The organism is Marinobacterium iners DSM 11526, assembly GCF_900107855.1.
Lineage (GTDB): Bacteria > Pseudomonadota > Gammaproteobacteria > Pseudomonadales > Balneatricaceae > Marinobacterium > Marinobacterium iners.
The window spans coordinates 94,737-106,911 of sequence record NZ_FNRJ01000002.1 but is presented as its reverse complement, the minus strand read 5'-3'; the positions used below and the strand labels follow the sequence as shown (position 1 = coordinate 106,911).

Sequence of the window (12,175 nt, the reverse complement as noted above, 5' to 3'; positions counted from 1 at the left end):
AGAGGAAGGAGCCAGGCATGAAACAGTATCTGAAGACGCTAGCGCTATTATTGCTGGTTACCCCCGCGCTGCAGGCAGCCGAGTTTGAGATTCCTCTGCAGCTGAATCCTTTTCCGCAATCTCAGCTGATCAGCTCAGAGCAGCGACAGGAGCCAGACTATCGCCTGATGCTCAGTGGCATCATGAAAATTAACGGCCGGATTCGTACGGACCGTGATCAGAGGCTTCAGGCCAGTCTGTCACGTATGACCTGGCAGCTGCCGGATGGTTATGATCCTCAGTCAGGGTTCAGCTTCTTGCGTGCCCAGCTTGACGACAGAGGGGCTCAGGTGATGTTTGAATGTTCTGGTCGCCAGTGTGGTCCGAGCAGTATCTGGGCAAATGACGTCTTTGGTCAGTCACGTTTGTACGGGATCGACAATACACAGTCTTATGTGGCCATGCGGCTGGATCAGGCTCACGTGGCACTCTATGCCGTACGCAGAGGAAATGGCCGAGTTTTTCTTCACATGGATGTGCTCGAAAATGAAAGTCAGACCATCAGCGACCCTGTAGCTGTGTTGGCACAGCAGGGTTATGTTGAGCTTCAGAACTGGCCTGAGTCGTCGGATCGAACCGTCGCTTCCGTGCTGGATATGATGCGGGGCATGCCGGGGCAGGAGTTGTGGCTGGTTGTGCATTGGCAGGGTCAGGACCTGGAGCTGACTCTGCGCCAGTCTCAAGAAGCCGCCGACCGTTTGTTGCGACAGGTGGTGGAGAAGGGAGGCGATGTGCGCCAGCTCAAGGCCAGAGGTGTTGGCAGTCTCGTACCTAGTGTGCTGGGCAGTCGACGACAGGTTGCGATCGTTGTAATGCGAAGGGGGAGTGGCCGCTGATATGGGCGGCCACCCCTGGTTTTTTGGGTCAGCGAATCAACGACAGAAACTCGGTACGGGTTGCCGGGTTTTCTCGGAAAGAGCCCAGCATCATTGAGGTTTTCATCATGGCGTTTTGCTTTTCCACGCCGCGCATCATCATGCACATATGCTGTGCCTCAATCACAACCCCAACGCCCGCTGCATCCGTAACTTGCTGAATGGCTTCGGCAATTTCTTTAGTCATGTTTTCCTGGATCTGCAGTCGGCGTGCATACATGTCAACAATGCGGGCGATTTTGGACAGGCCTACTACCTTGCCCTGAGGGATATAGGCAACATGCGCCTTGCCAATAAACGGCAGCAGGTGATGTTCGCACATGGAATACAGCTCTATATCCCGTACCAACACCATTTCACTGTTATCTGAGGAAAACAGGGCGCCATTGACGACCTCATCCAGGCTCTGGTTGTAACCGCGTGTCAGAAAGCGCATCGCCTTGGCAGCACGTGCCGGCGTGTCACGCAAACCGTCGCGGCCAATATCTTCTCCGAGCTGTTCTATGATGCTGGCGTATTCTGCTTCCATCTGCTGCATTCCTCAGGAGTGGGGCTGGCTTGGGTGAAAACCGGTTAAAATACCCGAACAGAGCACTCGGGTAAAGGCCGTTGCGCTGTGAGTTGGGGATCAGCCTCCCAGAAGCTTGAGTCTCAGTGACACATTGTTGCGTGAATCGGCGTTGTGTAGTGCCTCTTCGAGCGTGATTTTGCCGTCCTGATATAGATGCAACAGGTTGGCGTCAAAGGTGTGTGCGGCGCTGTTGCTGCTCTGTTCAATGGCTTCTCGGATACGAGAATACTCTCCACGGGCAATCAGTTTGGCGATATAGGGGGTGTTGATCATCACTTCAGTGGCTGGGATGTGGCGCTCGTTTACATCCCGGATCAGCCGCTGGGCCACGACCCCCTTCAGGTTGAGTGACAGGTCCGTGTTGATCTTGTGCATTTCTGCTTCATGGAAGAAATTGACGATATGCTCCACAGCCTGAACGCTGTTGTTGGCATGCAGGGTTGAGATGCACAGATGGCCGGTTTCAGAGTAGCGAATCGCCTGTTCCATGGTTTCTCGATCACGGATCTCGCCAATCAGGATTACATCCGGGGCTTCGCGCAGAGCATTCTTCAGGGCATTGCTGTAGGACAGGGTATCGACACCCACTTCGCGTTGATTGATCAGGGATTTTCGGTTGGTGTGCAAAAATTCAATCGGGTCCTCGATGGTGAGGATGTGGCCGGTAGTGCGCTGGTTACGATATTCAATCATCGAAGCCAGCGAGGTTGACTTGCCTGAGCCGGTTGAGCCGACCAGTAGTACCAGTCCGCTGCGCAACATTACCAGACTTTTCAGAATCGAGGGCAGATTCAGTTCTTCAATGGATGGAATCTTGTGGCGAATCATGCGAATCACCAGTGCAACATCACCGCGCTGTCGGTAGACGTTCACCCTGAAGCGACCGGTATCGGGTACGTCATAGGCAAAATTCATTTCCAGCTCACGTTTGAACTGTTCCTGCTGATGGTTGGTCATCAAACGGTTGGACAGTTCTTCAGTGGAGCCGGGGGGCAGTGGGGTTGTATCAACCTCACGCATACTGCCTTCAACCTTGATCTGGATCGGAGTGTGGGTACTCAGGAACAGATCTGATGCACTGGTATCCGCCATCAGGTTAAGATATTTGTGAAGATCGATCATCGCAGGTCCCAGCATCAGCGTTACCGGCCTGCATGCCCTGAAGGCGGGGGGCCGGAAATAAGAGGTCAGATTCACAACATCTGCATCATAGCAGAGCTTGTCCGGAAACGGAGGAAAAGCTCAGCCTCCCTTCCTGCGGAGCAGTACATAAACCGCGCCGGTACCTCCATCCCGTGGCTGGGCAGAGCTGAAAGCCAGTACATCGTGCAACTGGCGCAGCCAGTCGTTGACGCATGACTTGAGCAGGGCTGGCTGGCCGGGCTGAGTGTAGGCCTTGCCATGGATAATCAGTACACAGCGCAGCTGTTGGCGCGATGCGTCTCGAATGAATCCGCTGAGTTCATCCCGGGCCGCCTCGACCGTATAGCCGTGCAGGTCAAGCCCGGCCTCCCAGGGCAGGTGGCCAAGTCGCAGGCGCTTGAGCAGCCGCAGCTGAACGCCGGGAGCCGCAAACAGCAGCTCATCGGCAGAATCGACGATCTGGGAAGCTTCAGACGACAGGCCATCAATCACCTGTTCAACCTCCTGTTCAGCGGCCTGCCGGCGAAAGCGAGTGGCGCTGTCCTGTTTGCGTCGCAGCTTCAGCTTGCCCGCATCGGGGTCTACATGGCGATCGTGACGTATCCGTGTAACGCCCTGCATGGCAGAGTCGAAGTCGAGATCGTCGTCCTGCTCCTGGTCAGAAGGATAAGACATGGCGTTCAACGGGGGATTTCATTAACATAACCGGCCTGAATCAACATAATTCCGCATTATCGGGCGAGAGATGAATCCGGATCAAGTGGCGATTACTTCCGAACTGCATACCCTGCGTGATTATATCCGCTGGTCGGTATCGGCTTTCCATCAGCATCAAGTCTGGTTTGGGCACGGTCATGTGACCGCCTGGGACGAAGCCAGTCAACTGGTGCTCAATGCGGTGCATCTTCCCTGGGATACCGATCCTGTCGTGCTCGATGCGCGCCTGACCCAAACCGAAAAAGAGCGCGTACTGGATTATGTGCACCAGCGAGTGGAGCTGCGGCGCCCTCTGCCTTACATCACGGGTGAAGCTTGGTTTATGGGGTTGCCGTTTCATGTCGACGAGCGTGTGTTGATCCCGCGCTCACCCATTGCGCAGTTGATTGAGACCGGTTTTGAACCCTGGCTGCGCCCCGGGTCGGTTAACCGGATTCTGGATCTCTGCACCGGCAGTGGCTGTATCGGTATCGCCTGTGCCTATGCCTTTGAGGAGGCTGAGGTTGACCTCGCTGATATCTCCACCGATGCGCTTGAAGTGGCTCAGCGCAATATCGAACGTCATCAATTGGGTGATAGGGTGTCGGCCCGCCAAGGTGATCTGTTCGAGAACCTGCAGGGTGAGCGATACGATCTAATCGTGAGTAACCCTCCGTATGTGGATGCAGATGACCTGGCCAGTATGCCGGCCGAGTATCAACATGAGCCGGGTCTGGCGCTGGGTTCTGGTGATGATGGGCTTGATATCACCCGCCGCATTTTGCGCGAAGCGGCCGACCACATGACTGATGAAGGCCTGCTGGTGGTTGAGGTCGGCAACTCAGAGGTGCATCTGATGCAGGCCTATCCTGAGCTGCCGTTGATTTGGGTCGAATTGGATGCCGGTGGCAACGGCGTATTTACCATTACAGCGGCAGAGCTGCGGGCTCATGCGGCGCTTTTATGAACCTACAGAGATAGCGTATGTCGGGTAACAGCTTTGGCAAACTCTTTACCGTCACTACTTTCGGCGAAAGCCACGGGCCGGCACTGGGCTGCATAGTGGATGGCTGTCCTCCGGGGATTGAGCTGAGTGAAGCGGATCTTCAGGCGGACCTGGATCGCCGCAAGCCGGGTACATCACGCCACACCACTCAGCGTCGTGAGCCGGATCAGGTGCGAATCCTGTCCGGTGTGTTCGAGGGCAAGACCACGGGCACTCCGATTGGATTGTTGATCGAAAATACTGATCAGCGCTCAAAGGACTATTCCAATATTGCCGAGACCTTCCGCCCGGCACACGCAGATTATGTGTATTCGCACAAGTATGGTTTTCGTGATTACCGTGGCGGTGGTCGTTCTTCGGCACGGGAAACCGCCATGCGTGTTGCTGCAGGCGCCATCGCCAAGAAAGTACTGGCTCAGAAAGGTGTGCAGGTGCGTGGCTACCTGTCCCAGCTTGGGCCGATCGTGATCGACATGAGTCGCTTCGACTGGAATGAGGTGGATAATAACCCCTTCTTCTCGCCAGATGCAGACGCGGCTGCACAGATGGAAGTCTACATGGATGAGCTGCGCAAGGAGGGTAACTCCATCGGTGCGCGTATCTCCGTGCAGGCCTCCGGTGTGCCGGTCGGGCTCGGGGAGCCGATCTTTGATAGACTGGATGCCGATCTGGCACATGCCTTGATGAGCATTAATGCGGTCAAAGGTGTCGAGATTGGTGACGGTTTTGCCGTGGTAAATCAGAAGGGTACCGAGCACCGTGATGAGATGACGCCTGAGGGATTTCTTTCCAATCATGCTGGCGGCATTCTGGGTGGCATTTCGACGGGGCAGGCCATTGAGGCGCATATCGCGCTTAAGCCAACCTCCAGTCTGCGTTTGCCGGGTCGAAGCATCAACGCTTCTGGCGAAGCGATTGAGGTGGTGACCAAGGGGCGGCATGACCCTTGCGTCGGCATCCGCGCAACCCCCATTGCCGAGGCGATGATGGCCATAGTACTACTGGATCACCTTCTGCGTGATCGTGGTCAGAATGGAGATGTTGAGACAAACCTTCCGGTGCTGAGCTGAGTCAGGTTTGTAACCCTTTGAGTTTAATGGAGCAATATTAATTTTTTCTGACTGCAAGCCGTTTTTTGCTTGAAATTTAAGCATAACGCGGTATAAATGCGGCAGAAATTCCCTACGTCCCAACCCTTTGGGGTGTGCGAAATCTGTAACGCGCTGAGAAGGTGTCTGAATATACGCCCTTCGACTTTTACTGGCGCTGCTGCAGGGTTCAGCGCAACCTGAGAGGTTGGGTTTTTGTTTTTTATCTGTGCGCAAGCACAGGCTTGTCTGGAGTCACTCCCCATGCAAGAAGCGATTGACCTGGCGTCAGAAGTCAACGACCAAGAGGTTGAAGGCAGTGTTGCTGATTGGCCAGCCTACACACAGGGCGACGATGAAGAGCGTCTGGACTTTTTCATTGAACGCGACGGACACCGCTATGCCGGTACTCATCTGATCATCGATCTGCGCGGCGCTTCCCGCCTGGATGATCTTGAAGTGATGGAAAAGGCACTGCGTGAATCCGTAAAGGCTGCCAAGGCAACACTGCTGCACATTCACCTGCATCACTTTACCCCCAATGGCGGTATCTCGGGTGTGGCGGTGTTGGCAGAATCCCATATCAGTGTACACACCTGGCCGGAGCGTAACTTTGCGGCATTCGATGTGTTCATGTGTGGCGAATCGGAGCCGGCCAAAGCCATTCCGGTACTGGAAGCAGCCTTTGCCCCGTCAAAGGTTGAAGTTGAAGAGATCCTCCGAGGCAAGGTGAGCATTGATGACGACGACTACCTACGTTGAGAAGTTGTACGCAGGTTACGGTCAGAGCTTTACGCTGGATCAGGTGTTGTTTGAACACCGAACCGAACATCAGGAGCTGATCATCTTCCGTAACCGGGAGTTCGGTACGGTGATGGCGCTTGATGGCATTATTCAGACCACGGAGCGTGATGAGTTCATTTACCATGAGATGATGACTCACGTGCCACTGCTGGCGCACGGCGATGCCAGGCGTGTCCTGATCATTGGCGGTGGAGACGGCGGTATTCTGCGCGAGGTGCTCAAGCATGCCAGTGTTGAGCATGTCACTCAGGTCGAAATTGATCAAGCCGTGATCGACATGTGTCGTCAGTACCTGCCCAATCATTCCGCAGGCGCTTTCGATGATCCACGCGCCAATATCGTGATTGCGGACGGCGTTGAGTTCGTGAGCGAATGTCAGGAAACATTCGACGTGATCATCTCTGACTGTACCGATCCGGTTGGGCCGGGTGAGGTGTTGTTCTCCAGTCGCTTCTATGAAGGCTGCAAGCGTTGCCTGAATGAAGGCGGTGTATTTGTGGCACAAAACGGTGTGCCGTTCATGCAACCGGATGAAATTCTCACAACCCGCCGGCGTCTGGGCCCCTATTTTGCCGATCAAACCTTCTACAATGCGGCAGTGCCCACCTATGCGGGCGGTGTGATGACTTTTGCTTGGGCGACGGATAATCCGGCGTTGCGTCAGCTTGATCTGAACACTGTTCAGATGCGCTATGAGGCCAGCGAGATTTACACCCGTTACTACAATCCGGCGTTGCATGTTGCCAGTTTTGCACTGCCGCAATATGTTGTGACCGCACTGGATTCACTCTGACGCTCGCGTCAGACTCGATCTTCCAAGCCGGCCACAGTGCCGGCTTTTTCGTGGTTTTGACCTATGCCTCATGTCCGCCTGTCCGGCTTCTATTTTTTCTATTTTGCCCTGTTGGGCACACTGGTCCCCTATTGGACCCTGTGGTTGCAGTCGCTGAGTTTTGGCGCCACTGCGATCGGCTGGCTGATGGGCATACTCCATGTGTCGCGAGTCATAGCGCCCAACCTGTGGGGCTGGCTTGCGGACAGAACCGGACAGCGGGTGCGAATTGTTCGCTTCGGAGCATTGGCAACCTGGCTGATCTTCATCCTTGTATTCTGGCAGACCAGTGCACTGGGCATAGCGCTGGTGATGGCGGGCTTCAGTTTTTTCTGGAACGCGGTGCTGCCCCAATTTGAAGTGATAACCCTGGGCTATCTGGGTAAGGAAAAAGCCCGCTACAGTCGCATTCGTGTCTGGGGTTCGGTGGGCTTCGTGCTTGCAGTGGTACTGATCGGATGGCTGTTGGATTTCGTCGGCATTGCCGTGCTGCCCTGGGTGGTAATGGGGCTGATGCTACTGATCTGGCTCAATACGCTTATCATTCCCGCGCCTCCCGAGCGGCCTGCTCGACCAGGCGATGGCGGTGATGCGATCGGTGTCATTCTACGCCAGCCACAGGTGATCGCTTTTTTTGCCATCTGCTTTCTGGTGCAGCTCAGTCACGGGCCTTACTACACCTTCTACAGTGTGATGATGCAGGACCTAGGGTATACGCGCAGCGAGATCGGTTTGCTTTGGGCGCTGGGGGTGGTGGCCGAGATTCTGTTGTTTATCCTTATGCCGCGTTTGTTGCGACAATTCAGTCTGCGTCACATCATGCTGGTCAGTTTGCTGCTGTGCGTGCTGCGCTGGAGTCTGACCGCCATGCTGCCGGACTTGCTGCCGGTCATGCTGTTTGCGCAGCTGCTGCATGCGGCGACCTTTGGCAGTCTGCATGCGGTGGGGATTGCATTGGTGCAGCATTATTTCGGGAATGCAACTCAGGGGCGTGGGCAGGCGCTGTTTTCATCTCTTGGCTTTGGCGCAGGTGGAGCGGCGGGTGCGATTCTTTCCGGGCAGCTCTGGAGCAGCTTGGGGCAGTGGAGTTTTCTGCTGGCGGCAGCAGCGGCTGCGGTGGCTATTGTGTTGACATTGATCTGGATATATCCGGAAAAAGCGCAGCAAAGTGCGAGCTGAAGTTGTTTTGCACTGCAGTTGCTATAGTATGAACCTTAATTACGGGTCAGATCGGTTGGAGTAAACATGAACTTCAGAGTTGACATTGAGATGACACCGGAGGAGCTGCGTCGAGCCCTGGGGTTACCCGATGTGGCGAGCCTGCAGCAGGAGATGATTGCCAAGGTGCGTGAGCAGATGGAAGCGGGGGCGGAAGGTTATGACCCGCTCACGCTGCTTAAGCCCTATCTTAATAACGGTATCGGCTCGATGGAGGCTTTCCAGAAGCTGCTGTTCAGCATGATGAACCAGTATGGAAGCAGCAAGCGCGATACCGACTGAACGGAAGTGACGGATGAGTCAGAGTGGAACAGGAGAAGCGGCAGTGCGGATTCTGCGTAAATACACCAATCGACGCCTGTACGATACATCGCGCAGTTGTTACGTCACCCTTGAGGACGTGAAGCAGCTGGTACTCAGTGGCGAGAAATTTCAGGTTCAGGACTCCAAGACCGGTAACGACCTGACCCGCAACATTCTGCTGCAGATCATCAGTGAGCAGGAGGCGGAAGGGCATGGCACCCTGCTGACCAATCAGGTCCTGCAGCAGCTGATCCGCTTCTATGGCGACAGCATGCAGGGGATGATGAGTCAGTATCTGGAGCAGAGTATTGCCGCCTTCCTCGAGCATCAGGATCGGATCCGTGAGCAGATGCAGACCATGATGGGCGCAGCCAACCCGCTGACCATGATGGGGCGCTTTGCCGATCAGAATATGGCGGTGTGGAACATGTTTGCCCCTCGAGGCTCTGAAGCCACTGAAGAAGAGCAAACCGCGGACGCATCAGCCAAGACTGAAGCGACGCAGGAAACAGCCAAAACCGGCGATAGCACAAAGGCTGCGTCCAGCAGCAAATCAAGCAAGACGTAAAACCGCTTTCGGCCTGTTACCTGCTTACCAGTTACTGATTAAAAGTCCCGCTGCCTGAGCCATTGTGCAATGGCGGTTGGGACCTTCTCCAGAGCCCTGCGCCCGGTCAGGGTACCGATATGACCTGCCTTGACCGTAAGTTCAGTGTAGTCGCCACTGCCGGTGATCTGTTTTAGTGCAGAAGCGGTTTCCGGCGGTACCAAATGGTCTGACAGACCGAAGATATTGAGCAGGGGTTGTGTCAGCGCCTGCATCCTCAGAGTTTCACCAGCCAGTTCAAATCCTTCCGGTTTCAGCAGGGCGTTGTCCCTGAAAAACAGCTGTACAAACTCCTGCAGCGCCGCACTGGCAAGATCCGGGCAATCATTGAGCCAGCGCTCCATCAGCAGATAGTTCAGTGCGCGCTCGGAATCGCCGCTCAGCTCCTTGCCCGCTCGAAGCCGCTTTTCCAGCCCCAGTCGCATCGGTTTGAGTGCCTGATAAATCTCGTTGAGCAACGGCCCTGGCAGATTGCCGTAGGCAGCGCCTGCCAGCTCCAGGTCGATATGGGCGGTCAGCCGTCCAAGTCTGAAGCTCGGTTGGGCGCTGTCGACAGGTGTTACCAGCGTAATCAAGTTGCGAACCTTATCGGGATGCAAGGCGGTATAACAGAGGCTTAATACCCCCCCTTGACAGATGCCGGCCAGATTCAGTTTTTCTCCGGCGCTGTGCTGCAACACCCGGTCCACGCAGCGGTCCAGATAGTCCTCAAGATAGTCTTCGAGCTGCAGAAAACGGTCGCTGCGACTCGGATAACCCCAGTCGATCAGGTAGACGGGAATGCCTTCATCCAACAGGCGGCGAATAAACGAGCGCTCGGGGCTGAGATCCAGCACCCAGGGACGATTGACCAGCGCATAACAGATCAGCAGCGGGGTCTGAGTGCGCGAGCGTGTTGTGGGGTGATAGTGGTAAAGACGCACGCCATCGGCGCTGAAAATTTCATTCCGTTCGGCGCTCTGGTGGCGGCTGTCCAGCTGACTGAGGTTGCTGATGCTGTCATTCAGATGTTGTGTTTGTGCGGCCAGTTGTTGGCGGGCACGCTCGGCATCAAGACTGATCTTGGGCATGGGTGTCCTTGTGATCGGAAGCGGGGGCGTGCACTGCGCGCAACTGCTGCAGCTCGCGCTCAAGCGTGCGTACCCGACGGCGCAGCTGATGATGGCGCAGGGCCAGTTCGTCATGGCGGGTGTCGGTTACCAGCCCCAGGGCCGAACAGAAGCGGTCGCGCTGCTGCTGCCAGCCCTGGCGCAGCGCCATGGCGGCGTTGCTGATTTCACCCAGGGCCAGGCTGTACTCTTCGCTGGCAATTCGTTGTTGGTACACCGACTCATAGCATTCGATCCAGAGTTGGTGCAGATGGTCGATATCGGTAATGGCATCCCGCTCAAGCTGTTCGCTCATCCGCTCCAGCGCCAGGGTATTGATAGCGCTCAGTTGAGCCATGTAGGCGGTACGTGCCTGCTGAAAGCGCTCCAGCAGGCTGATGGACTCTCGCAGCTGACTGATCAGGTCGGGCCGGGTAAGCGGTTGCAGATTGGCCAGCAGTCCTGTCAGCAGTTGGGTAAACTGGTTCAGGCTGTCCTGCCATGGTGCCTGCTGCAGATTGAACAGGCCCAGCAGCATGCCGAGCTGTTCCGGCAGCTGCCAGCTGTGCAACACCCAGTCACGCGTCAGCTCATCCAGATGTTGCTTGAAGTGCTCAAGCAACTGTTCAGAGTCGATGCTGCCCTGTTCGGCCTGTTGCAGAAGTTCGGTGGCGAAGCGATTGAAACCGGCGCTCTGGCGGGTCAGTTTCAGCAACAGTTCGGCGTGTTCCTCGGGCAGTTGCCGGTCATTGACCTTGTTCAGCAGCTGCTGCAGTTGTTCCCAGCCTGGTTGCTCGCCGGTGGTGTGTTGCTCCAGTTGATCGAGCCACTGGCGCATGATGTTCAATAGTTGCTCGCTCACCTGTCAGGACTCCGCGTGGGCTGGAGGGGTTTTGATCTTAAACCATGCGCGGTACAGATTAAACGCCGGGTTCAAGCAGCTTGACCAGTTCCCGCGCCGCATTGCTCAGGGTGCGGTCACGGTGGTGGATATAGCCCAGCGGGCGCACGATTGGTTCGGTGCCGGTATTCAGTCGTACCAGCTGGTCATCAATCATGGTCTCTGGCAGCAGACTCCAGCCAAGGCCAATGCTTACCATCATGCGTATGGTATCCAGATAATCGGTGCTCATGCCAAGATTTGGTTCCAGTCCCTGCAGCGCCAGTTGCTGCCTCACGCGTTGGTGGGTAAAGGTATCGGCACCGGGCAGAATGGCCGGGTAGCGGTTCAGTTCGGTGAGTGAGGGGCGGTTTAGTTGTGCCAGTGGATGATTACGCGCCACCATATATTGCAGCCGATCATGCCATACGGTACGTGCACAAATACGGTCGTCCTGTTCCGGTGCCAGTGTAATCAGCGCCAATTCCAGCTCGCCCTTGAGGACGCCTTCATAGGCGACCTCCGAGGCAGCAAACTGCAGATCCAGCTCAACCTCAGGGAAACGATCGACAAAGGTTTTGAGAATCGGCGGCAGGCGATGCAGGCTGATGTGATGGCTGGTGGCCAGTGCCAGTCGCCCGCCGATCATGCCGGACAGATTGCCCAACATGCGTTCGGCATCCTCAATCGACAGTAGAATCTGGCGTGCGCGCGGCAGCAGCGCCAAACCGGCTTCGGTCAGCATCACCTGGCGGCCGATGCGGTCAAACAGGCGGCAATCGAGCTGGCTTTCCAGTAGGGCGATGCGTTTGCTCACCGCGGACTGGGTCAGAAACAGAAGTTGGGCGGCTTGGGAGAAAGAGCCGCAGTCGGCCACGGTGACAAAGGCATGCAGTCCGGCAGTATCCATGCAATCGCTGATTCCGGTGAAGAGATATGGCTTAGTCTATCTATTCCTTTTCGGAATTCAAATCATAAAAATTATGAATTTGTGTGTTGGGCAAGGCTGCACTAGGATGATCACC

14 protein-coding genes are annotated in these 12,175 nt (G+C 55.8%); 8 read left to right on the top strand and 6 right to left on the bottom strand.

Annotated features, from left to right (window positions below; all coding sequences use genetic code 11):
* Positions 1–17: 17 nt before the first annotated feature.
* On the top strand, positions 18–875 hold the full coding sequence (locus tag BLV48_RS03450) for a DUF4892 domain-containing protein (protein ID WP_091823143.1): 858 nt from the start codon (positions 18–20) through the stop codon (positions 873–875).
* A gap of 28 nt (positions 876–903) precedes the next feature.
* Here the strand turns inward: BLV48_RS03450 and folE are convergent, their stop codons facing one another.
* The 3 genes from folE to BLV48_RS03435 form a co-directional block, all read right to left on the bottom strand.
* On the bottom strand, positions 904–1,443 hold the full coding sequence (folE, locus tag BLV48_RS03445) for a GTP cyclohydrolase I FolE (protein ID WP_091823808.1): 540 nt from the start codon (positions 1,441–1,443) through the stop codon (positions 904–906).
* A gap of 99 nt (positions 1,444–1,542) precedes the next feature.
* Positions 1,543–2,622, bottom strand: a complete 1,080-nt coding sequence (locus tag BLV48_RS03440) for a PilT/PilU family type 4a pilus ATPase (RefSeq protein WP_254774958.1) — start codon at positions 2,620–2,622, stop codon at positions 1,543–1,545.
* Between the two features lie 105 nt (positions 2,623–2,727).
* Positions 2,728–3,303, bottom strand: a complete 576-nt coding sequence (locus BLV48_RS03435) for a Smr/MutS family protein (RefSeq protein ID WP_091823140.1) — start codon at positions 3,301–3,303, stop codon at positions 2,728–2,730.
* A gap of 70 nt (positions 3,304–3,373) precedes the next feature.
* Between BLV48_RS03435 and prmB the strand changes: the two genes are divergently transcribed.
* The 7 genes from prmB to phaR all read left to right on the top strand — a co-directional run bounded on the left by prmB (position 3,374) and on the right by phaR (position 9,143).
* Positions 3,374–4,291 carry a 50S ribosomal protein L3 N(5)-glutamine methyltransferase gene (prmB, locus tag BLV48_RS03430; protein WP_091823136.1) on the top strand — a complete coding sequence of 306 codons (918 nt, stop codon included), beginning with the start codon at positions 3,374–3,376 and terminating at the stop codon, positions 4,289–4,291.
* A gap of 17 nt (positions 4,292–4,308) precedes the next feature.
* Entirely contained in the window at positions 4,309–5,400 is a 1,092-nt protein-coding gene (gene aroC / locus BLV48_RS03425) for a chorismate synthase (RefSeq protein ID WP_091823133.1), read from the top strand.
* 282 nt (positions 5,401–5,682) lie between these two features.
* Positions 5,683–6,180 carry an adenosylmethionine decarboxylase gene (gene speD, locus BLV48_RS03420; RefSeq protein ID WP_175527570.1) on the top strand — a complete coding sequence of 166 codons (498 nt, stop codon included), beginning with the start codon at positions 5,683–5,685 and terminating at the stop codon, positions 6,178–6,180.
* Positions 6,158–7,015, top strand: coding sequence for a polyamine aminopropyltransferase (speE, locus tag BLV48_RS03415; RefSeq protein ID WP_091823130.1), 858 nt, complete (start codon positions 6,158–6,160; stop codon positions 7,013–7,015). Before speD ends, speE begins: the two co-directional genes overlap by 23 nt.
* 63 nt (positions 7,016–7,078) lie before the next feature.
* Positions 7,079–8,233: an MFS transporter gene (locus BLV48_RS03410; protein ID WP_091823127.1), complete on the top strand. Its 1,155-nt coding sequence runs from the start codon at positions 7,079–7,081 to the stop codon at positions 8,231–8,233.
* Between the two features lie 66 nt (positions 8,234–8,299).
* Positions 8,300–8,554 carry a DUF6489 family protein gene (locus BLV48_RS03405; RefSeq protein WP_091823124.1) on the top strand — a complete coding sequence of 85 codons (255 nt, stop codon included), beginning with the start codon at positions 8,300–8,302 and terminating at the stop codon, positions 8,552–8,554.
* 13 nt (positions 8,555–8,567) lie between these two features.
* Positions 8,568–9,143, top strand: coding sequence for a polyhydroxyalkanoate synthesis repressor PhaR (phaR, locus tag BLV48_RS03400; RefSeq protein ID WP_254774957.1), 576 nt, complete (start codon positions 8,568–8,570; stop codon positions 9,141–9,143).
* A gap of 38 nt (positions 9,144–9,181) precedes the next feature.
* Here the strand turns inward: phaR and BLV48_RS03395 are convergent, their stop codons facing one another.
* Genes BLV48_RS03395 through BLV48_RS03385 form a run of 3 tightly spaced genes read right to left on the bottom strand, consistent with a single transcriptional unit; the run spans position 9,182 to position 12,060 of the window.
* A complete protein-coding gene (locus BLV48_RS03395) occupies positions 9,182–10,252 on the bottom strand; it encodes an alpha/beta fold hydrolase (protein ID WP_175527569.1) in 1,071 nt (356 codons plus the stop codon).
* Positions 10,233–11,132: a poly(R)-hydroxyalkanoic acid synthase subunit PhaE gene (locus BLV48_RS03390; RefSeq protein ID WP_139253877.1), complete on the bottom strand. Its 900-nt coding sequence runs from the start codon at positions 11,130–11,132 to the stop codon at positions 10,233–10,235. The genes BLV48_RS03395 and BLV48_RS03390 overlap by 20 nt, the downstream gene beginning before the upstream one ends.
* 58 nt (positions 11,133–11,190) lie before the next feature.
* A complete protein-coding gene (locus BLV48_RS03385; RefSeq protein ID WP_091823115.1) occupies positions 11,191–12,060 on the bottom strand; it encodes a LysR family transcriptional regulator in 870 nt (289 codons plus the stop codon).
* Between the last annotated feature and the right edge of the window lie 115 nt (positions 12,061–12,175).